The organism is Streptomyces sp. NPDC029122 (assembly GCF_055569445.1).
The window spans coordinates 252942-272131 of sequence record NZ_JBVHWK010000006.1 but is presented as its reverse complement, the minus strand read 5'-3'; the positions used below and the strand labels follow the sequence as shown (position 1 = coordinate 272131).

Here is a 19190-nt window from a genome sequence, read left to right as displayed (position 1 = left end):
TCAGTTACCATGAGGGGGGTCGTGGCCACCGGTCTCGTCGGGACCGCCGCCGCCCTGCCGCCGGGCCTGCGCGCACGCTGCTTCCCGAGCGGGGGCGCGCCCGCCTCAGTCCTTGATCAGCACGGTGTTGCCGACTTCCTCCCCTGCGGCGAACCGGGTGAGCTGGCGGGCCACGAGCCGCTTCGCCCTGGGCTCGAACGCCGAGCTGCTGCCGCCCACGTGGGGGGTGATCAGTACGTTCGGGGCGTGCCAGAGGGGGTGGCCCGCGGGCAGCGGCTCGGGGTCCGTGACGTCGAGCGCGGCGCGCAGCCGGCCGGACTCCAGCTCCGCCAGCAGGGCGGCGGTGTCGACGACCGGCCCGCGCGAGACGTTCACGAGGAGGGCGCCGTCCTTCATCCGCCCGAGGAAGGCGGCGCCGGCGAGGCCCCGGGTCTCCTCGGTCAGCGGGGTGGTCAGCACCACCACGTCCGCCTCGGGGAGGAGGGCCGGGAGGTCGGCGAGGGCGTGGACCGGGCCGTGCGGGGCGGTGCGGGCCGAGCGGGCGACGCGGGCGATCCGGCCGCACTCGAAGGGGACGAGCCGGTCCTCGACGGCCTCGCCGATCGCCCCGTAGCCGACGATCAGGACGGACCTGTCCGCGAGCGCGGCGTAGAAGCCGCCGCGCCACTCCTCCCGGTCCTGGCCGCGCACCATGCCGGGGATGCCGCGCAGGGAGGCGAGGGTGAGGGTGAGGGCGAGCTCGGCGGTGCTGGCCTCGTGGACGCCGCGGGCGTTGCACAGCCGTACGCCCGGCCGGAGGTCGCCGAGGCCGGGCAGGACGTGGTCGATACCGGCGGTGAGGGTCTGCACCACCCGCAGGGCGGGCATCGCCGCGAGCGGACGCAGGGTCACCTCCTGGGACTTCATGTACGGGGTGACGTAGAAGACGCAGTCGGCCGGATCGGCCGGAAAGGTGTCCTCGCCGTCCCACTGGCGGTAGCGGAAGCAGTCGGGGAGGCCGTCGATCTGTCCGGGCGGGAAGGGGAGCCAGACGTCCCCGGTCGTCGCAGTCATGATCGCGAGGCTATGCGAAGGGAACTGGATCAAGCCGTTAGTTTGAGGGCCGGACCGGGACCGGGCCGGAAGGGGGACGCAGGGGTGGAGCGCAGGTCGATCGGGTCGGGACCGCTGACGGTGGGAGCCATAGGGCTCGGCTGCATGCCGATGAGCTGGGCCTACGCGCCTTCGCGCCGGCGGGGCGAGGAATCGCTGCGCACCCTGCACACGGCGCTGGACCTGGGGGCGAACCTGCTGGACACGGCCGATCTGTACGGGCCGTTCACCAACGAGCTGGTGCTGGGCCGGGTGCTGCGGGAGCGGCGGGCCGAGGCCTTCGTCTCCGCCAAGGTGGGGCTGCGGGCGGGTGAGGGGCACGTGGTGGCCGACGGGCGGCCGGGGTACGTGCGGCGGGCGTGCGACGCCTCGCTGCGGCGGCTGCGGACCGACGTCATAGACCTCTACCAGCTGCACCGGGTGGATCCGGAGGTGCCCCTGGAGGAGACCTGGGGAGCCATGGCGGAGCTGGTGGGCGCGGGGAAGGTACGGGCACTGGGGTTCTGCGCGCTGGGCGCGGGGGCCGGGCCGGGTGCGGGGCGCCGGGGGGACCGTGGGTACCGCACGACCGTGCGGCAGCTGGAGCGGGCGCAGCAGGTGTTCCCGGTGACGGCGGTGCAGGCGGAGCTGTCGGTGTGGTCGCCGGAGGCGGCGTGGCAGCTGCTGCCGTGGTGTGCGGCGCGGGGGGTGGGGCTGCTGGCGGCGATGCCGCTGGGCAGCGGGTTCCTGACCGGGACGCTGACGCCGGGGCAGGGTTTCGAGGACGCGGACGTGCGTGCGCGCCACCCTCGGTTCACGGCGCACGCGATGGCCTCCAACCAGGTCCTGGTGGCGGGGCTGCGGCGGGTGGCCCGGCGGCGGGGGCCCGGGATCACGGCGGCACAGGTGGCGCTGGCCTGGGTGCTGGCGCAGGGACCCCACGTGGTGCCGGTACCGGGGGCGGAGCGGGCCCGGTGGGCGGCGGAGAACGCCGCGGCGGCCGAGGTGCGGCTCACTGCCGGGGAGCTGGCCGAGATAGCGGGGCTGCCGGCGGCGGTGGGAGCCTGGGACTAGGTCGTCCCTTTCGGATCTTGCCGGCTTCCCCACATCCACTCGATCGGGTGTACGAGGGGTGGAACTTCGGAAGTGGCCGGGTCTGTTGAGTCATGTGAAGGGCAGGACTGGAGGACACAAGGCTGAGGACGGACGGCTGAGGGCGGACGGCTCAGGACGGACGGCCGGAGGGGAGCGGACGATGCGGTACGGGCGGTTTCACAAGGACGGGGCGCGGGACCTGGAGGCGGCGCCGGGGTACGGGGGCGGGCCCGCGCGGCGCCGGGGCGTGCTGGCGGCGCTCGCGCTGGCGGGGTGCGGTGCCCTGCTGGCGGCGGGCTGCTCCGCGCCGGACGGCGAGCGGGCCGGGCCGGGCGGTTCGCCACCGGGCTCGCCGCCGACGGGAGCGGCGTCCTCGGGGGCCTCGGGCCGGCCGGAGGCGTCGGGGGCGCCGGCGAAGGGGGCGGTGACGGTGTCGGGAGAGGTGGCCAAGGGCCTGGACACCCCGTGGGGCGTGGCCCCGCTGCCCGGCGGGGACCTGCTGGTCGCCTCCCGGGACAAGGGCACCATCAGCCGGGTGCGGACGGACACGGGTGCGGTGACGCAGATCGGGGAGGTCCCCGGGGTGGCCCCGGGCGGGGAGGGCGGGCTGCTGGGTCTGGCGGTGTCCCCGTCCTTCGCCTCGGACCGGATGGTCTACGCCTACTTCACGACCGAGTCCGACAACCGCATCGCCCGGATGCGGTACGACGAGCAGAGACCGGCCGGGCAGCAACTGGGCGCGCCGGACACGGTGTTCCGGGGCATCCCCAAGGGACTGATCCACAACGGCGGGCGGATCGCCTTCGGCCCGGACCGGATGCTCTACGCCGGCACGGGCGAGACCGGGGACACGTCGCTGGCGCAGGACCGGAAATCGCCGGGCGGGAAGATCCTGCGGATGACCCCGGACGGGCAGCCGGCGCACGGCAATCCGGAAGCCGGCTCCGTCGTCTACTCCTACGGGCACCGCAATGTGCAGGGCCTCGCCTGGGACAAGGACAAGCGGCTGTGGGCGTCCGAGTTCGGCCAGCGGACCTGGGACGAGCTGAACCTCATCGAGCCGGGTGGCAACTACGGCTGGCCGGAGGCGGAGGGGAAGGCGGGCAAAGCCGGGTTCCGTGATCCGGTGGCGGTGTGGAAGCCGGACGAGGCCTCGCCGAGCGGGATCGCCTGGGCGGAGGGCTCGATCTGGATGGCCGGGCTGAAGGGCGAGCGGCTGTGGCGGATCCCGCTGAAGGGGGCTGCCCCGGCGGCGGAGCCGGAGCCCTTCCTCCAGGGGAAGTACGGCCGGCTGCGCACGGTGGTGCCCCTCGGCGGAGACGGATTGCTGCTGGTGACGAGCGAGACGGACGGGCGCGGCTCGCCGGAAGCGGGCGACGACAGGATCCTGACACTGACGGTGCGGTGACCTGAACGGCTCCGGAAGGGGCGGAAGGCAGGGTGGACGCGTGTTCAACATGATCGAGGAGCTGTTCAACCCGGGACGCAAGCACACGGACGAGGAGAAGAAGCGGCTGGAGCTGTCCCGGACCGACGTCGGTGACGGCGATCCGGGACGGGGGCCCATAGACCTCGACTCCGGCAAGGTGCTCATACGCCCCGCCGCCGAGGCCGACCGGGACCCCGGCGCCGACGAGGCCGACGAGGCCGACGAGGTCTAGACGCGCCCGGCCGGGGCCGCCGGGGCGAGGGGGGCGGCGAAGAGGCGCAGCCGGTGGGCGAGTGCCGCGGCCTCGCCCCGGCTCGCGACGCCGAGCTTGGCCAGGATGTTCGAGACGTGCACGCTGGCCGTCTTCGGGGAGATGAAGAGCTCCTCCGCGATCTGGCGGTTGGTGCCGCCCGCCGCGACGAGGCGCAGGACGTCCCGCTCGCGGCTGGTCAGGCCCAGGGCCTCGATGGGATCGGCCTCCGGGGCCGGTGCGGCCGGCCGGGACTCCTCGGCGGTCAGCGGGAGCCGGGCGCGCTGCGCGAGCAGGGCCAGGTCCTCGCGGAGTCGTCGGGCACCGAGCCGGTCGGCGGCGGCGTGGGCGTCGCGGAGCAGGTCGGCGGCCGTCTCGCGGTCCCCGCCGGAGACCAGCAGTGCCTCGGCGAGCCGGTGGCGGGCCCGGGCGAGCAGGTACGGGCGCTGGAGCGGGCGTACGGCCGCCTCGACCGCGCCCCAGTCGGCGACGGTGTCGCGGGCCTCGGCGCGGAGCAGCTCGGCCCGCAGGTACTCGGCGTGCGCGGCCCACAGGGGGACGGGGGTGGCCAGGGTCCGGGCGGCGGTGCGCAGCACGTCCAGGGCGGCGCCCCTACCGGCGTCGGCCGCCGGCAGGCCCCGGGCGTCGGCCTCGGCGGAGGCGGAGGCCAGCAGCAGGGGCCAGGCGTAGCGGTGCTGGCCGAGCGGGAAGCCGTGGGCGACGGCGTCCGCGGTCTCGGCGCGGACGTCGGCTATCCGGCCCTCTCCGTCGGCCAGGCCGATCGCCAGCCGGTAGAGCGGGAGCCGGTGCTGGGGCTGGCTGTCGTGGGTGCCGAAGTGGGCGTGCGCGGCGGCAAGTTGCTGGGCGGCCTCGGCGAGTTCCCCGCGGGCCAGGGCCAGGTAGGCCAGGCGTGCGGAGGCGGAGCCGCGGGGGGCGGCGCCCTGGCCGACGCGCAGGGTGCGGCGGGCGGCCTCGGCGGCCTCGTCCCAGCGGCCGAGGCTGTACAGGCTCTCCGCCATGTTCCCGCAGACCCAGGCCTCGGTGTCCAGGAGCCGGGACCTGCTGACGAGTTCGACCCCCTGTTCGGCCAGTTCCACCGCTTCGCGGGACCGGCCCATGGCTTCGAGTTGAGAGGTGATGTTGACGTGAGCGCGACCCGCGACCACGGTGAACCCGAGTTCGGTGGCGCGGTCCTTGACCGCGTGGAGTTCGGCGAGGCCGGTGGTGCCGTCGCCGGAGTCGGTGAGCAGGCAGCCGTAGGTGATCCGGGCGTTGAGCTCGGTCTCCTCGGCGCCGATCATGCGGGCGTATTCCACGGCCCGTTCGGCTGCGGCGAGATTGCCGGGGCCGGGGTTGTGGAGCATGCCCCAGCCCGCGGCCCGGACGAGGACGTCGGCGTGGACCTGGGACGGGGGCAGCCCCTTGACCAGTTCCTGCGCCTTGGCGATCTCCTGCCAGCCGTCGCCCCTGCCGAGGTTGGCGACGAGGCGGGAGCGTTCGGTCCAGAACCAGGCGGCGCGCAGCGGGTCGCCGCGGTCCTCGTCGAGGGTGCGCAGGGCCAGCTTGGTGAGCTTCAGGGCCCGTTCGCGGTCACCGCCGAAACGGGCGGCGACGGTGGCCTCGGCGAGCAGGTCGAGCCGCTGGAGCGGGGTGGTGGCCGGGTCGCAGCCGCAGGGCGGGTACACCTCGGTGTAGTCCGCGGGGCGCAGGTCGGCGCGTACTTCGTCGGGGACGCTGTCCCACAGGTCCATGGCCCGCTCCAGCAGGCTGAGCTGCTCGGAGTAGGCGTGCCGGCGGCGGGCGGTGACGGAGGCGGCGAGGACGGCTGGCAGCGCCTTGGCGGGGTCGTTCGCGGCGTACCAGTAGTTGGCCAGGCGGATGACCCGTTCCTCGGCGCGGACCAGCGATCCGTCGGCCTCCATGGCCTCGGCGTAGCGGCGGTTGACGCGGGCGCGCTCCCCGGGCAGCAGGTCGTCACTGACCGCCTCGCGGACCAGCGAGTGGCGGAAGCGGTAGCCGTCGCCGTCGGTGGTGGCGAGGAGGATGTTGGCGCCCACGGCGGCCCTCAGGGCCTCGATCAGTTCGTCCTCGCCGAGCCGGACCACGGCGCGCAGCAGGGCGTACTCGACGGTGGAGCCGCCCTCGGCGACGATGCGCACCACGCGCTGGGAGGCGTCCGGCAGTACCTCGACGCGGACGAGCAGGAGGTCGCGCAGGGATTCGGTGAGCCCGGTGCGGCATCCGCTCTCCCGGGAGGCGACGAGTTCCTCGACGAAGAAGGCGTTGCCGTCGGAGCGGTCGAAGACGGAGTCGACGAAGCTCTCCTCCGGCTGCGAGGCGAGGATCCCGGCGAGCTGGCGGCGCACCTCGGCCCGGTTGAAGCGGGGCAGTTCGATGCGGTGGACGGTGCGGAGCCGGTCGAGCTCGGCGAGGAGCGGGCGCAGCGGGTGGCGGCGGTGGATGTCGTCGGCGCGGTAGGTCGCGACGAGGACGAGCCGGCCCCGGCCGAGGGTGCGGAAGAGGTAGGCGAGGAGGTGCCGGGTGGAGGTGTCCGCCCAGTGCAGGTCTTCCAGGACGAGGACGACGGTGCGGTCGGCCGCGAGCCGTTCCAGCATCCTGGCGGTCAGTTCGAAGAGCCGGGCGGTGCTCTCCTCGTCGTGGGGGCCCCGGGGCGTCTCGCCGAGTTCGGGGAGGATGCGGGCGAGTTCGTCCTCCTGGCCGGCGGCGGCTTCCGCCAGTTCGTCGGGGAGCAGGCGCCGGAGGGTGCGCAGGGCCGTGGAGAAGGGGGCGAAGGGAAGTCCCTCCGCCCCGATCTCCACACAGCCGCCGACGGCCACCACCGCTCCGCGGCTGGCGGCCTCCGTGAGGAACTCCTCGGTCAGGCGGGTCTTGCCGACCCCGGCCTCTCCCCCGATGAGCAGGGCCTGCGGCTCCTGGCCGGCGGCGCGCGCCAGGGCGTCGACGAGTACGGCCAGTTCGTCGGCTCGGCCGACGAACACCGGGCTGACAGATCTGGTCTCCACGCCGCCGAGCATCGCACACGGGTCCGGTCCGGTGGCAGTCGTTATCGGTGCGCTCGTCATCTCGGGTCAGTCCGGACGGGTCCGCGGCGCGGGTCAGGCGGCGCGGGTGAAGAGACTGCGGTGCCGACTCACCGGCCTTTCGGATTCCTGGCTGCGAGAGGAGGCGCGGGAGGCCTTCTTGGCCTCCTGGGCGATCCGGTACCGGTCGGCCTCGCGGATGAGGTCGGCGCGGCGGGCGGTGGCGATCTCGTACTCGAACATTTCGTCTCCCTGGTTGCTCTTCTCGGGCACCTCGTTCGGTGTGATCCGAGATTCGCGTCCCAGAGGGGTGCGGCGCATGGGGCTCATGCCGCATCTCCGCGGTGCCGGGGTCCTTAGGCCGGGGCCCGGTGCCCCTGAGGAGGCCTAGGGCGGCCTAAGACCGGGGGCAGATCCCGTAAGGCGGTGCCTACTGGGCGGCCGTGGGGAGCGGGAAGAGCAGGTCGAAGTACATGAGGCCGAAGAGCAGGGCCCCGATGAGGCCCAGGGCGACGGCGGCCCAGGAGACGGAGCGGACCCAGGCGGGGTGGACCCGGCCCGGGGCGCCGAAGGCCGGGCCGGCGAGGACGAGGACGGCGACGAGGAGGGCGAGGGTGGAAAGGACACCGTTGACGACGGCGGTCATGTGCCAGGCGTCGCCGTACAGGGCGGCGATCTTCTCCTTGGCGGTGGTCGCGCTGACCGATTCGATCTGGCCGATGAGCGTCTGGCGCTCGGCCGCGACGCGGGACACCCAGCTGCCGCTGAGGGCGACGAGGCCCAGACCGGCGGCGACGACGGCGGACGCGGCGGCCCCTACGCCGGTGCTCCGCTCGGGAGCGTCCTCCCCGGTCTCGTCGGCGTCCTCGTCCTCGGCGTCCTGGGCAGTAGCGGCGGTGGCGGCCGGGGCGCCGTCGAGGCCGGCGGCCGGGCTGGCGGTGGCGGCCTCGTCCGGGGCGCCGGGGGTCGCCTTGTCCTCGGCGGCGTCCGCGTCGGGGGCGGCCGGGGCGGGGGTCTTGGTGGTGTCCATGCCGGGCACCGTAGGCGGCGTTTCTGAGAGGTTCCTGAGAGGGCGGCGGACGCTGCGCCGGTGGTGGGCCGCAGGCCCCTGGAGGGGCCCGCGGCACGGGGGCCTAAGCCGGGCGGGCGGCGGCCCATTCGTGGGCGAGGACGGCCCAGACCTCGGTGTCCTGGCGGACGCCGCGGTGGAGGTGGTTCTGCCGCATGACGCCGTCGCGGGTCAGTCCGAGGCGTTCGGCGAGGGCGATGCTCTTCTCGTTGCCGGAGGCCACGTGCCATTCCACGCGGTGCATGCCGCGCACGTCGAAGGCCCAGTCGATCAGGACCCGGCAGGCCTTGCCGACCAGGCCCCGGCCGGCCGCCGCGGGCTCCAGCCAGCAGCCGACCTCGCAGTTGCCGGCGGCGGCGTCGAATTCCCGGAAGAGGACCCCGCCGACGAGGGTGCCGCCGACGCGGATGCCGAAGAGCCGGGCGCCGTCCCTGGCGGCCTCCTCCGCCTTGGAGCCGAGCAGGTGCCGCGCCGATTCGAGGTCGGTGACGCGGTCCGGCAAGCCGATGTACCGGCCGATGAACTCGCGGCCCCGGTCCATGTGCGCCAGGAACTCCTCGGCGTGCCACACCTCCAGCGGGAACAGCTGGGCGTCGTCGGCCAGTTCTATCGCGAACATCTGTGCTTCCTTACGGCTCGTGACCGGTCAGCGGGGCGTGCGGGCCGGTTCGGCGTGGTCCGCTTCCGGCCGCTGCGACGGAAGTGTCGCACGGGGAGTGGCGCGTTCCGGCGGCTCGATGCTGATGCGGGGCAGCCGGCGGTCCAGCCATGCCGGGATCCACCAGTTGGCGCCGCCGAGCATGTGCATGAGCGCCGGGACGAGCAGGGTGCGCAGGACGAAGGCGTCGAGCGCGACGGCGGCGGCGAGCGCGATGCCGAACATCGCGATGAGCCGGTCACCGCTGAGCACGAAGGCCAGGAAGACGGAGATCATGATGACGGCCGCCGAGTTGATCACCCGGCTGGTCTCGGCGAGGCCCACACGGACGGCCCGCCGGTTGTCGCCGGTCTCCAGCCACTCCTCGTACATCCGGCTGACCAGGAAGACCTGGTAGTCCATGGACAGGCCGAAGAGCACCGACACCATGATCACCGGCAGGAAGGGCTCGATCGGCCCGGCGCTGCCCAGGCCCAGCAGTTCGCTCCCCCAGCCCCACTGGAAGATCATGACGACGACGCCGAAGGAGGAGGCGACGGCGGCGACGTTCATGGCTGCGGCCTTGAGCGGGATGCCGATGGACCGGAAGGCGAGCAGCAGCAGGACGCAGCCGAGGGTGATGACCACCCCGACGAAGAGCGGCAGCTTGCCGACGATCACCTCGGCGAAGTCGTCGTAGCCGGCCGTGACCCCGCCGACGTGGGCGTCCATGGTGCTGCCGTGCCCGGCGCGCGGGATGACGTCCCGGCGCAGGGTGTCGACCAGCTCGCTCGTGGCACGGGCTTGCGGGGCGGAGTCCGGTACGACGGTCAGGACGGCGGTGTCCCCGCTGCGGTTGAAGACGGCCGGGCCGGCGGAGGCGACTCCTTCGGTGGTGCGCAGGGTTTCCGTCAGCCGCTCGACGGCTATGCGGTCCCCGGCGCCCTCGAGCCGGGCGACGACGCTGAGCGGGCCGTTCGTACCGGGCCCGAACCCGTCCGCGAGCAGGTCGTAGGCCTTGCGGGTGGTGGAGGCGGCCGGGTTGTTGCCCTGGTCGGAGGTGCCGAGGTGGAGCGAGAGCGTCGGCAGCGCCAGTACCGCCATCACCAGGGCCGCGACCGCTCCGAGCAGTTTGGGGTGGCGCTCCACGAAGGCCGACCAGCGGGCGGCGAACCCGGTGGGCGGCTGGGGCCGGGGCCCCTCGGCGGCGAGCCGGCGCCGTTCGCGGCGCGAGAGGGCCCGCATGCCGATGTACGAGAGGAGGGCGGGCAGCAAGGTGACGGAGGCGGCCACCGTCAGGATGACGGTGAGGGACGCGGCGATGGCGACCCCGTCGAGGAAGTTCAGCCGCAGCACCAGCATGCCGAGCAGCGCGATGCAGACGGTGGCCCCGGCGAAGACGACGGCCCGGCCCGTAGTGGCGACGGCGCCGGCGGCGGCTTCCTCGACGGTGAGCCCGCGCGCCAGGCCCTTGCGGTGCCGGGTGACGATGAACAGGGCGTAGTCGATGCCGACGCCGAGGCCGACGAGGGTGCCCAGCATCGGGGCGAAGTCGGCGACGGGCATGGCGTGCCCGAGCAGGGTGATCCCGAAGTAGGCGCTGCCGACGCTGACGAGTGCGGTCGCGAGGGGCAGCAGGCTCGCGGCGAGGGAGCCGAAGGCGAGGAAGAGGACGACGGCGGCGATGCCCACGCCGATGACCTCGGCGAGGTGGGCGCTGGGCGCCTCGGTCAGGCCGATGGCGCGGCCGCCGAGTTCGACCTGGAGCCCGTCCGCCTGGGTGGTCGCGTTCTTCGCCGTGTCGACGACGGCCTCGGCCTGGGCCCGGGGTACGGAGTCGGCCTGCCGGTCGAAGGTGACCACCGCGTAGGCGGTGCGTCCGTCGCGGCTGATCTGCGCGGCGCCGGCGGGGCCCGGTGCGTAGGGGCTCGCGACCGAGGCCACTCCGGGCAGGGCGGCGACGGCGTCCAGGGCCCGGGTCATGCGCTGCTCCACGTCCGGGGTGCGTGCCGTCCGGTGGTCAGGGGCCCGCCACACGATGGTGTCGGTGTCGCCGCCCTGGCCGCGGAAGCCCTCGCGCAGCAGGGCGTGGGCCTTGGCGGACTCCGTGCCCGGGACCTCGTAGTCGTTGGAGAACGCGGTTCCGGCGGCCCCGGCCGCCGCGGCGGTCCCGCCGAGGGCGAGCAGCCAGATCAGGACGGTGACCAGTCGGTGCCGCAGGCACCACCGTGCGATTGCTGCCAACGGACGTGCTCCCTGGTGGTTCGGATCTTCAGCGGGAGGCAGCCCGGCGCAAAGAACTCATGAACTCGTGAACTTGTGAAGGTTCGGCCGCGAAGTCCCGTCGCGGCCAGGGTGGTATACACCTCGATCGACACGATTCCAGCCTTTCGTGATCGTTGGCTGCTTTCGTGTGCATCGTCACAGGCTTGGGGGGAGATGCGGGACCTCGGTCACCGGCGTTCCGGGACGGAGGGCTCATCGACCCGGTAGCCGGGGAGCGAGGGCCAGCGCACGGTGAGGACCACCGTGTCCTCCTCGGCGTACCAGGAGTGGTCGACCCCGCGCCCCCAGACCACGTAGTCCCCCTGCTCGGCGAGGACCACGGTGCGGCCGGGGAACTCCAGCCGGAACCGGCCGCTGATCAGCACCTGGAGGGCGGTGCGCCGTTCGCCGGTCACCCACCGCTCGCGCTCCTCCCCCTTGGGATGGACCCCCCACTTGATCTCGACGTCCTCGCTGTGGCGGGGATCGCCGGTGCTCTTGAAGTGGCCGAGGAGCCAGCCCCGGTCGGCGGCGGCGTCGGGGGTGGCCTTGCCGGTGTAGATGGCGGAGTCGTCGTTCACGGGGCGAGGCTAATGCAGTTGTACGTCCGCCCCGGCACCTGGTCAGCTCATCCCATGAAGACGAACCCCGGTGAACTGCTGGAAGTGCGCGACCGCTACGACGCGGAGATGCGGCGCGACGCGCGGCCCGACGCCGCGCACGCGCGGGTGGAGCGGGTGGGCGCGGTCGTACGCCAGACCGTGCCCGGGCTCGGCTGGAACGGCGTGCTCTGGTCGGACCTCGACGGGGACACGGCGGACGCGGAGATCGCGGCGCAGGTGGCGTACTTCGGGGCGCGCGGCGAGGACGGGGGCGGGCCGGAGTTCGAGTGGAAGCTGTACTCCCACGACCGCCCGGCGGACCTCGGGGACCGGCTGCTCGCGGCCGGGTTCGTACCGGAGGCGCCGGAGACCCTGCTGGTGGGGCGGACGGCCGAGCTCGCCGCCATGCCGGTGGAGCCGCCGGAGGGGATCACCCTGCGGGTGGTGACGGACGAGGCCGGGGTGGACCTGATGATGGAGGTCCACCACCGGGCCTTCGGCACCGAGCGGCCCCGGATCCGTGAGCAGGTGCTCAGCCGGCTGCGGGACGAGCCGGACACCATCGAGGCCGTCGTGGCGATGGCCGGGGACGTCCCCGTCAGCGCGGCCCGGATGGAGATGCGGCCGGGCGGCGACTTCGCCGGCCTGTGGGGCGGCGGCACGGACCCGCAGTGGCGCGGCCGCGGCATCTACCGGCTGCTGGTGGCCCACCGCGCCCGTGTGGCGGCGGCCCGGGACATCCCCTACCTCCAGGTGGACGCCTCGGACGACAGCCGCCCGATCCTGGAACGCCTGGGCTTCGGCGTCCTCGGCGTGACGACCCCGTACGTGTGGCGGGGCGACGGAGCCTGACCCCGCACGTGTGGCGGGACGGCGGAGTCCGGCCCCGGCCGCGTGCCGCCTCCGCCCCGCGCCCGGGGCGCCTTCCGGGGCTTCGGCCGCCGGGAGGGGCTTCCGTGCGGGCCCGGCAGCGGAGAGGATCAGTGCATGCGGAACACAGAACGCGTCGGGCCGCCCCTGACCGGCGGGGAGCGCGAGACCCTGCGCGCCTACCTCGACTACCACCGGGCCACCCTCGCCCTGAAGTGCGAGGGCCTCGGCGACGAGGAGCTGCGCCGCCGGGCGTCGCCGCCCTCCACCCTGTCGCTGCTGGGCCTGGTCCGGCACATGGCCGAGGTGGAACGCCACTGGTTCCGGCGCACGATCGGGGGCGCGGACGTCCCCCACCTGTGGTCCGACGACCACGACTTCCAGGCGGCGTACGACGCCGAAGGGGCCACCGGCGCCGAGGCGTTCGCCGCCTGGGAGGCGGAGGTGGAGCACTCGCGTGCCGTCGAGGCCGCCGCCGAGTCCCTGGAGGTGACGGCGTACGTCACCAAGTGGGAGCAGGAGGCCTCGCTGCGGCTGGTGATGCTGCACATGATCCACGAGTACGCCCGCCACAACGGCCACGCCGATTTCCTCCGCGAGGCCGTCGACGGCACGGTCGGGGCGTAGGGGCGTAGGGGCGTCCGGCGGTTCAGGGCCGGGCCCGCCCTGATCCCCCGGGCACCCGCTGGTCGCGGGCTTCAGTCCGCGCGCCAGTACCCCAGGCCGTTCACGCGCTGCTTCGGCAGGCCCAGGTCCTTCCTGAGGTACGCCGTCAGGTTCCGGGTGGTCGCCGTGTCGCAGGCCAGCCAGACGTACGCGGAGGCCGGGTCCGGACCCAGCAGCTCCGGGAGTTCGGCCCGCACCCGTTCGACCAGCGCCGAACCGCCCCGCGCCACCCGCCGGACGTCGTGCCGGCCCGCGTCGGCGCGTACGGGCAGCTCCGCGTCGGAGGCGTGCTGGGTCTCGAACCAGAGGGTGGCCGGAGTGTGCGGGTAGGCGTCCAGCAGGGAGTTGACGGCCGGGAGCGAGGCCGGGTCGCCGATCACCAGCAGCCGCTCCGGCTCGGGGTCCGGCGCCGTGAAGCCGGTGCCCTGGACGGTCGCCTCCAGGGTGTCCCCCGGCGCGGCCGAGCGCGCCCACCGGCTGGCCAGCCCGTCGTGCAGGGCGAACTCGAAGGCGAAGGTGCCGGTGGCCGGATCGGGGTCCACCAGCGTGTAGGCCCGTTGGTGCGGACGGCTGCCGCCCTGGAACCAGACCCGGACCCACATGGTCGGGTGCAGGGAGTCGCCGACGGCCGCCAGCAGCCCGCCGTCGCCGAAGCGGACCCTGCGGAAGTGCTCCGTGACGTCCTCCACCCCCGTGACCGTGAAGGTGAAGTCCTTGCCGCGCAGCAGTTTGAGGACCACACCCTCCCAGCCCTTGCCGACCGCCATGCCCGTCCCCTTCCCCACACCGTATAGTTAGGGCAGCCTAACCTAAGAAACTCGGGGAAGAGTGTGAGCAGTGTGACTACAGAGGCCCACGAGGTCTACCGCGACAGCTGGGGCATCCCGCACCTGCGGGCCTCCGACCCGATCCGCCTCTCCTACGCACAGGGCCGCGTCACCGCCCTCGACCGGGCCTGGCAGCTCGAGGTCGAGCGCCACCGCGCGCAGGGCTCCAGCGCCGCGTTCCTCGGCGCCGACTGCGTCGCCTGGGACCGCTTCGCCCGCCAGGCCCGCCTCGACGACACCGCCCGGCGCTGCCACGAGGCACTCGACCCCGGGACCGCCGCCTGGCTCCGCGCCTACGTCGACGGCGTCAACTCCGGTCTCGCCGAGGGCGCCGCCCGCGACGACCGCTTCGCCCGCACCGGCCACACCCCGGCCCCCTGGGAGCCCTGGGTCCCGCTGTCCGTCTGGATCGCCACCCACGTCCTCTTCGCGGGGTTCGCCACCAAGCTCTGGCGCGAGCGCGTCGCCCGCGTCCTCGGCGACGACGCCGCCACCCTCTTCGCGACCGACGGGCCCGGCACCGCCGGCAGCAACGGCTGGCTGGTTCCCGGCGACCGGACCGCCACCGGCTCGGCGATCATCGCGGGCGACCCGCACCGGTTCATCGAGGATCCGGGCGTCTACCAGCAGGTACGTCTCTCCTGCCCCGAGTACGACGTGCTCGGCCTGGCCGTCCCCGGCGTCCCCGGCCTCGCCCACTTCGGCCACGCCGGCAGCGTCGCCTGGGCCATCACCAACGCCATGGCCGACTACCAGGACCTCTACGCCGAACGGCTGCGGCCCGCCGGCGACGGCCTGGAGGCGCTGGGCCCCGACGGCACCTGGGAGCCGGTCGCCCGCCACACCGAGACCATCTCCGTGGCCAGCGCCGCCGACGTCGAGGTGGAGGTCCTGGAGACCGCGCGCGGGCCGGTCGTCATCCGCGAGGACGCCACCGGCCTCGTCCCCGAGGGCGCCGACGCCCTCTCCCTGCGCTACCCGCCCCGCGTCCGCCGCGACCTGGGCTTCGCCGCGCTGCCCGCCCTCCTGCGCGCCCGCACCGTCGCCGACGTCGACCGCGCCCTCGACGGCTGGGCCGAGCCGGTCAACGTCGTCCACGCCGCCGACTCCGAAGGCGGCCTGCTGCACCGCGTCGCGGGAGCCGTGCCGTTGCGCGACGGCGCCAACCGGCTCCGCCCGGTGCCCGCCTGGGACGCCCGGCACACCTGGCGGGGCTGGGCGCCCACCCCCGCCGAACCGGTACAGGGCTTCGCCGTGATGGCGAACGCGCGCGGGATCGCGTCCCCCCTCGGCGTGGAGTTCGCGCCGCCGCACCGCGCCGACCGCATCCGGGAGCTGCTCAGCGGCTCGGCGGACTGGTCCCCGAAGGCCATGGCCGACGTGCACGGTGACACGTACCTGGCCTCCGCCGCGCCACTACTCGCGCTGCTGCCCGCCCTGGACGGCCTCTCCCCCGAGGCCCGCCGGCTCCGCGAACGGCTCCTCGCCTGGGACCGGCACATGGCGGCCGACAGCACCGACGCCGCGGTCTTCGCGGTCTTCCGCAGCGCGACCGTACGCCGCTTCACCGCCGACCCCGTCTTCGCGGGCCTGGCCCCGGCCCCCGCCGGACCGGAGGTCTTCCACCCCTGGCTGCACCTCCTGCCCCGCGTCGGCTACGCCCTGGAAGGGCTGCTGACCACCCCCCTCCTCCCCGGGCTCGACCGCGCCGCGCACGTGCGCGCGGCCCTGGAGGAGACGGCCGCGGCCGTCCCCGAGGCCCCCTGGGGCCGGCTCCACGTCCTCGCCCCCTGGTCGGCGCTGCCGGACCCGGACGCCGAGTGGCCGGGCCTGGGCGGCGACCACGACTGCGTCAACGCCACGTCCTCCGTGCCCGGTCTCACCGACCGCGCCGCCCGCGCCTCGGCCGCCCGCTACGTCTGGGACCTGGCACGCCGCGAGGACAGCCTCTGGGCGGTCCCGCTGGGCGCGGACGGCGTCACCGGCGCCCCCCACCACCGCGACCAACTGCCCCTCTGGGCGCGCTGCGAACTCGTACCCGTCGTCACCGACTGGGCCCGCCTCACCAAGGAATCCGCATGAACACCCGCTCCGCCCCCGCCTCCACCCGTCAGCCCGTCCACACCCAGCACGTCGAGGGCTTCGGGACGGTCACCATCACCCCCGTCGACCCCGCCGCCGACTCCGCGCTGATCCACGGCTGGGTCACCGAGGAGCGGGCTCGCTTCTGGGGCATGGGCGGCGCCAGCCGCGAACTGGTCCAGGAGATCTACGAGGACGTCGACCGCCGCACCACCCACCACGCGTTCATGGTCGCCCGTGACGGCGAACCGGTCGCGCTCTTCCAGACGTACGAGTGCGCCGAGGACCGGGTCGGCGAGTGCTACGAGGTCCGGCCCGGGGACGTCGGCGTGCACCTGCTGATCGCCCCCAGCCACGGCGCGGTCCGGCACGGCTTCACCGGGGCCCTGATGACGGCTTTCATCACGTACGTGTTCTCCGACCCCGCCACCCGCCGCGTGGTCGCCGAACCGGACGCCCGCAACGCCAAGGCCATCGGCCTGCTGGAGCGGACCGGCTTCGTGCTCGGCCCCGAGGTCGAGCTGCCGGAGATCGACCTGCCCGAGGTCCACCTCCCGGCGAAGCCGGCCCGCCTGGCCTTCCTCAGCGCGCCGGACGCTCGCTGAGGAACTCCGTAACCAGCGACGCCCATTGCGCCGGGCGCTCGGCGAACGGCAGGTGCCCGGTGGGCAGTTCCGCGCGCCGCGCGCCCGGCAGGGCGTCCGCCAGCTCCCGCTGGAGGGCGGGCGGTACGAGCCGGTCCCCGGTCGTCTCGACGACCAGGACCGGTACGCCGACCCCCGCCAGTTCCGCGCGCAGGTCCGCGCCCTTGATGAGCGCGGCCTGGTCCCCGCTACCGGATGTCACCGTGGCCGCGGTCCCCCGCACGAGGTCCTCCAGCTGCTCGGGGCTCAGCGCCTCCAGCTGCTCCTCACTGAGCACGAGCGGTACGAGGAGCCGCGCGAGCAGCTCGTTCTCCCCACGCCGACCCAGCTCGGCCCACATCTCCCCGACCATCCCGACGCCGTGGCCGGCCCGCGCGAAGCTCGCGGTGAGCACGAGCGCGGTGACCCGCTCGGGGTACCGGGTGGCGACCCTGACGGCCACGTTCCCGCCGAGGGAGTAGCCGAGCACCGCGAACCGCTCCAGCCCTTCGGCGTCGGCGGCGGCCACCAGCTGGTCGGCCAGCTCGTCGAGCCGCAGCGACCCCTCGGCCTTCGGCGTGTCCCCGGCGCCCGGGTAGTCGACGCCGACGACGCTGTGCCGGGCGGCGAGCGCGTCCAGCAGCGGCCCGAAGTTGCCCTCGACCGATCCGCCCGCCCCGTGGGCCAGCAGCAGGCCCGGGCCCCCGCTCTCGGTGCGGACGGTGCGGGCGTAGTGGGCCCGGGTGGTGACTGCGGACATGAGGGTCCCCCGTTTCATTCGGTAGCGGTCGCTACAGAAAGAAACCTATCCGATTTAACTAGCGATCGCTACAGAAGGTCGTCCGCCCCGGGCACCACCAGGCCGAAGAGGTCGGTGACCGTGGTCAGCGCGGCCGCCTGGAGGGCCTCGGCGGGCACGACGGTGCCGTCCGGCGCGGCCAGGGCGCGGGTGGCGGTGGCCCCGGCGACCACCGTGGGCCGGTAGCCCAGGTTGAAGGCCCCCTCCGCGGTGAAGGTGACGCACATGTGCGTCATGAACCCGGCCAGCACCAGGTCCTTGCCGCTGCCCGCGCCGAAGCCGAGACCGCTCAGGATCTCCTCCAGTCCGGTGGCGTGGAAGGCGTTAGGGAACCGCTTGACCACCACCGGCTCACCCTCCGCCGGGGCGACCTCGTCACTGATGGCGCCGATGTGGGCGCGGACGTCGTACGGGGTGCCCTCGCCGCCGTCGTTGACGATGTGGACGATGGGAGCACCGGCGGCGCGGGCGCGCTCCAGCAGCCGGGCTCCCGCCGCGAGCGCCTCCTCGGCGCCGTCCAGGGCCATCACGCCCGTGCGGTAGGTGTTCTGGAAGTCGATCATCACCAGGACGGAGTCGCCCAGCCGGGGCGGCCGCCCGTCCAGCCCGATCAGGGTGCGCAGGGTCGTGGAAGCGGTGGTCGTGCTCGTGCTCGTACTCATACTCAGAAAACCTTTCATAAGGGATGAATGGGACGGAAGAAGGCAACGCGAAGCCGGGCCTGTTCCTCAAAGCCCTCGAATACCTCGGAGTCCTCGGACCGATGGGTGCCGGTCAGCAGGCCTGCGTGCGGAACCGGCGGCGGTAGGCCGCCGGAGTCGTGGCGAGCTGCCGGCGGAAGGCCCGGTGCAGGGTCTCCGCCGAGCCGAGACCGGCGGCCGCCGCGACCTGGTCGAGCGGGCTGTCGGTGGTCTCCAGGACGCGCCGGGCCGCCTCGACGCGGGCGGCTTCGACGTAGGCCGCGGGACTGGTGCCGGTCTCCTGGGTGAAGACGCGGGCGAAGTGCCGCTCGCTCAGGCACATCCGGGCCGCGAGGGCCGGTGCCGACAGGTCCGCGTCGAGGTGGTCGGCGATCCACACGCGCAGGTCGTCGATGTCCCGCCGTCCCGCGGCCGGCCGGCTGAGCGGCACCGAGAACTGGCTCTGGCCGCCCTGCCGCTTCAGGTACATCACCAGCTGCCGCGCCACCGCCAGAGCGGTCTGCTCGCCCAGGTCCTCGGCGACGAGGGCCAGCGCCAGGTCCAGACAGGCGCTGATCCCCGCCCCGGTCCACAGCCGGCCGTGGTCGGCGCGTACGAAGATCGGATCGGGATCGACCACGACCTCCGGGTGTTCGGCCGCCAGCTGGGCGGCGGTCGACCAGTGGGTGGTCGCCGTCCGCCCGTCCAGCAGTCCGGCCGCCGCCAGCACGTGCGCGCCCACGCACACCGAAGCCACCCGCCGGGCGTGCGGGGCGGTCTCCCGCACCCACGCCACGACGGCTTCGTCGATCCGCGCGACGAGTCCGGCGTCGGTCACGTCGACCGCGCCCGGGACCAGCAGGGTGTCCACCCGCTCGCCGACCTCGCCGAAGGTGCGGTCCGCGAGCAGCCGCACCCCGGCCGAGGTCCGTACCGGTCCGGCGTCGGGCCCCGCGAGGACGACCTCGTAACCGGCGCGCCCGCCGGTCTCCCGGTTGGCCAGGGCGAAGACCTCGGCCGGACCGGTGACGTCGAGGAGGTCGACATCGGGGAAGACCGCGATGACGACCCGGTGCGAAGTGGGCATGACCCCATCCTCACGTGGCCCCCGCATGGCGGCAATGACGATTCCCCGTCACATCCGGACACGACCGCGGCCGGCCCGGGCCCGCACCCGGACGCGG

18 protein-coding genes are annotated in these 19190 nt (G+C 74.2%); 7 read left to right on the top strand and 11 right to left on the bottom strand.

What is annotated here, in order from left to right; translation table 11 throughout:
• Nucleotides 1–105: 105 nt before the first annotated feature.
• Entirely contained in the window at nucleotides 106–1053 is a 948-nt protein-coding gene (locus ACZ4WZ_RS10810) for a 2-hydroxyacid dehydrogenase (RefSeq protein ID WP_467887964.1), read from the bottom strand.
• Between the two features lie 84 nt (nucleotides 1054–1137).
• Here ACZ4WZ_RS10810 and ACZ4WZ_RS10805 point away from each other — a divergent pair, with 84 nt between their 5' ends.
• The 3 genes from ACZ4WZ_RS10805 to ACZ4WZ_RS10795 all read left to right on the top strand — a co-directional run bounded on the left by ACZ4WZ_RS10805 (nucleotide 1138) and on the right by ACZ4WZ_RS10795 (nucleotide 3827).
• Entirely contained in the window at nucleotides 1138–2145 is a 1008-nt protein-coding gene (locus ACZ4WZ_RS10805) for an aldo/keto reductase (RefSeq protein ID WP_467887961.1), read from the top strand.
• A gap of 181 nt (nucleotides 2146–2326) precedes the next feature.
• A complete protein-coding gene (locus ACZ4WZ_RS10800) occupies nucleotides 2327–3574 on the top strand; it encodes a PQQ-dependent sugar dehydrogenase (protein WP_467887958.1) in 1248 nt (415 codons plus the stop codon).
• A 49-nt stretch (nucleotides 3575–3623) separates the two neighbouring features.
• Nucleotides 3624–3827, top strand: coding sequence for a DUF6191 domain-containing protein (locus tag ACZ4WZ_RS10795; protein ID WP_467888057.1), 204 nt, complete (start codon nucleotides 3624–3626; stop codon nucleotides 3825–3827).
• Here the strand turns inward: ACZ4WZ_RS10795 and ACZ4WZ_RS10790 are convergent.
• The 6 genes from ACZ4WZ_RS10790 to ACZ4WZ_RS10765 all read right to left on the bottom strand — a co-directional run bounded on the left by ACZ4WZ_RS10790 (nucleotide 3824) and on the right by ACZ4WZ_RS10765 (nucleotide 11438).
• Entirely contained in the window at nucleotides 3824–6880 is a 3057-nt protein-coding gene (locus tag ACZ4WZ_RS10790; protein WP_467888054.1) for a helix-turn-helix transcriptional regulator, read from the bottom strand. The genes ACZ4WZ_RS10795 and ACZ4WZ_RS10790 overlap by 4 nt on opposite strands.
• 81 nt (nucleotides 6881–6961) lie before the next feature.
• Nucleotides 6962–7216 (bottom strand): hypothetical protein, encoded by a 255-nt coding sequence (locus ACZ4WZ_RS10785; RefSeq protein ID WP_467887956.1) that lies wholly within the window; start codon nucleotides 7214–7216, stop codon nucleotides 6962–6964.
• Between the two features lie 100 nt (nucleotides 7217–7316).
• Nucleotides 7317–7916 carry a hypothetical protein gene (locus ACZ4WZ_RS10780; protein ID WP_467887953.1) on the bottom strand — a complete coding sequence of 200 codons (600 nt, stop codon included), beginning with the start codon at nucleotides 7914–7916 and terminating at the stop codon, nucleotides 7317–7319.
• 103 nt (nucleotides 7917–8019) lie between these two features.
• A complete protein-coding gene (locus ACZ4WZ_RS10775; protein WP_467887950.1) occupies nucleotides 8020–8574 on the bottom strand; it encodes a GNAT family N-acetyltransferase in 555 nt (184 codons plus the stop codon).
• Between the two features lie 27 nt (nucleotides 8575–8601).
• Complete coding sequence (locus ACZ4WZ_RS10770; RefSeq protein ID WP_467887947.1) at nucleotides 8602–10836, bottom strand: MMPL family transporter; 2235 nt, start codon at nucleotides 10834–10836, stop codon at nucleotides 8602–8604.
• A 209-nt stretch (nucleotides 10837–11045) separates the two neighbouring features.
• Nucleotides 11046–11438: a cupin domain-containing protein gene (locus ACZ4WZ_RS10765; protein WP_467887945.1), complete on the bottom strand. Its 393-nt coding sequence runs from the start codon at nucleotides 11436–11438 to the stop codon at nucleotides 11046–11048.
• Between the two features lie 54 nt (nucleotides 11439–11492).
• Between ACZ4WZ_RS10765 and ACZ4WZ_RS10760 the strand changes: the two genes are divergently transcribed.
• Both ACZ4WZ_RS10760 and ACZ4WZ_RS10755 read left to right on the top strand, forming a co-directional pair.
• Nucleotides 11493–12311 carry a GNAT family N-acetyltransferase gene (locus ACZ4WZ_RS10760; RefSeq protein WP_467887942.1) on the top strand — a complete coding sequence of 273 codons (819 nt, stop codon included), beginning with the start codon at nucleotides 11493–11495 and terminating at the stop codon, nucleotides 12309–12311.
• A gap of 135 nt (nucleotides 12312–12446) precedes the next feature.
• Complete coding sequence (locus tag ACZ4WZ_RS10755) at nucleotides 12447–12956, top strand: DinB family protein (RefSeq protein WP_467887940.1); 510 nt, start codon at nucleotides 12447–12449, stop codon at nucleotides 12954–12956.
• Nucleotides 12957–13027: 71 nt separating this feature from the next.
• Here ACZ4WZ_RS10755 and ACZ4WZ_RS10750 read toward each other — a convergent pair whose 3' ends face one another.
• Nucleotides 13028–13762 carry a siderophore-interacting protein gene (locus ACZ4WZ_RS10750; protein WP_467887937.1) on the bottom strand — a complete coding sequence of 245 codons (735 nt, stop codon included), beginning with the start codon at nucleotides 13760–13762 and terminating at the stop codon, nucleotides 13028–13030.
• Between the two features lie 72 nt (nucleotides 13763–13834).
• On the opposite strand from ACZ4WZ_RS10750, the gene ACZ4WZ_RS10745 reads away from it, so the two are divergent.
• Both ACZ4WZ_RS10745 and ACZ4WZ_RS10740 read left to right on the top strand, forming a co-directional pair.
• Entirely contained in the window at nucleotides 13835–15904 is a 2070-nt protein-coding gene (locus tag ACZ4WZ_RS10745) for a penicillin acylase family protein (RefSeq protein ID WP_467887935.1), read from the top strand.
• Nucleotides 15901–16509: a GNAT family N-acetyltransferase gene (locus ACZ4WZ_RS10740; RefSeq protein ID WP_467887932.1), complete on the top strand. Its 609-nt coding sequence runs from the start codon at nucleotides 15901–15903 to the stop codon at nucleotides 16507–16509. Before ACZ4WZ_RS10745 ends, ACZ4WZ_RS10740 begins: the two co-directional genes overlap by 4 nt.
• On the opposite strand, the gene ACZ4WZ_RS10735 is transcribed toward ACZ4WZ_RS10740, so the two are convergent.
• The 3 genes from ACZ4WZ_RS10735 to ACZ4WZ_RS10725 all read right to left on the bottom strand — a co-directional run bounded on the left by ACZ4WZ_RS10735 (nucleotide 16487) and on the right by ACZ4WZ_RS10725 (nucleotide 19093).
• Nucleotides 16487–17287: an alpha/beta fold hydrolase gene (locus ACZ4WZ_RS10735; protein ID WP_467887930.1), complete on the bottom strand. Its 801-nt coding sequence runs from the start codon at nucleotides 17285–17287 to the stop codon at nucleotides 16487–16489. The genes ACZ4WZ_RS10740 and ACZ4WZ_RS10735 overlap by 23 nt on opposite strands.
• A 68-nt stretch (nucleotides 17288–17355) precedes the next feature.
• On the bottom strand, nucleotides 17356–17988 hold the full coding sequence (locus tag ACZ4WZ_RS10730; RefSeq protein WP_467887928.1) for a cysteine hydrolase family protein: 633 nt from the start codon (nucleotides 17986–17988) through the stop codon (nucleotides 17356–17358).
• 112 nt (nucleotides 17989–18100) lie between these two features.
• The gene (locus ACZ4WZ_RS10725; protein WP_467887926.1) at nucleotides 18101–19093 is read right to left on the bottom strand and encodes a GlxA family transcriptional regulator; all 993 of its coding nucleotides are present in this window, start codon (nucleotides 19091–19093) and stop codon (nucleotides 18101–18103) included.
• Between the last annotated feature and the right edge of the window lie 97 nt (nucleotides 19094–19190).

What these genes read in the sequence shown, in the direction of transcription:
- ACZ4WZ_RS10755 (WP_467887940.1), top strand. Translation starts at nt 12,447, where the DNA reads ATGCGGAACACAGAACGCGTCGGGCCGCCCCTGACCGGCGGGGAGCGC.
- ACZ4WZ_RS10730 (WP_467887928.1), bottom strand. Translation starts at nt 17,988, where the DNA reads ATGAGTACGAGCACGAGCACGACCACCGCTTCCACGACCCTGCGCACC.
- ACZ4WZ_RS10775 (WP_467887950.1), bottom strand. Translation starts at nt 8,574, where the DNA reads ATGTTCGCGATAGAACTGGCCGACGACGCCCAGCTGTTCCCGCTGGAG.
- ACZ4WZ_RS10780 (WP_467887953.1), bottom strand. Translation starts at nt 7,916, where the DNA reads ATGGACACCACCAAGACCCCCGCCCCGGCCGCCCCCGACGCGGACGCC.
- ACZ4WZ_RS10725 (WP_467887926.1), bottom strand. Translation starts at nt 19,093, where the DNA reads ATGCCCACTTCGCACCGGGTCGTCATCGCGGTCTTCCCCGATGTCGAC.
- ACZ4WZ_RS10750 (WP_467887937.1), bottom strand. Translation starts at nt 13,762, where the DNA reads ATGGCGGTCGGCAAGGGCTGGGAGGGTGTGGTCCTCAAACTGCTGCGC.
- ACZ4WZ_RS10740 (WP_467887932.1), top strand. Translation starts at nt 15,901, where the DNA reads ATGAACACCCGCTCCGCCCCCGCCTCCACCCGTCAGCCCGTCCACACC.
- ACZ4WZ_RS10795 (WP_467888057.1), top strand. Translation starts at nt 3,624, where the DNA reads ATGATCGAGGAGCTGTTCAACCCGGGACGCAAGCACACGGACGAGGAG.
- ACZ4WZ_RS10810 (WP_467887964.1), bottom strand. Translation starts at nt 1,053, where the DNA reads ATGACTGCGACGACCGGGGACGTCTGGCTCCCCTTCCCGCCCGGACAG.
- ACZ4WZ_RS10790 (WP_467888054.1), bottom strand. Translation starts at nt 6,880, where the DNA reads ATGCTCGGCGGCGTGGAGACCAGATCTGTCAGCCCGGTGTTCGTCGGC.
- ACZ4WZ_RS10800 (WP_467887958.1), top strand. Translation starts at nt 2,327, where the DNA reads ATGCGGTACGGGCGGTTTCACAAGGACGGGGCGCGGGACCTGGAGGCG.
- ACZ4WZ_RS10760 (WP_467887942.1), top strand. Translation starts at nt 11,493, where the DNA reads ATGAAGACGAACCCCGGTGAACTGCTGGAAGTGCGCGACCGCTACGAC.
- ACZ4WZ_RS10735 (WP_467887930.1), bottom strand. Translation starts at nt 17,287, where the DNA reads ATGTCCGCAGTCACCACCCGGGCCCACTACGCCCGCACCGTCCGCACC.
- ACZ4WZ_RS10785 (WP_467887956.1), bottom strand. Translation starts at nt 7,216, where the DNA reads ATGAGCCCCATGCGCCGCACCCCTCTGGGACGCGAATCTCGGATCACA.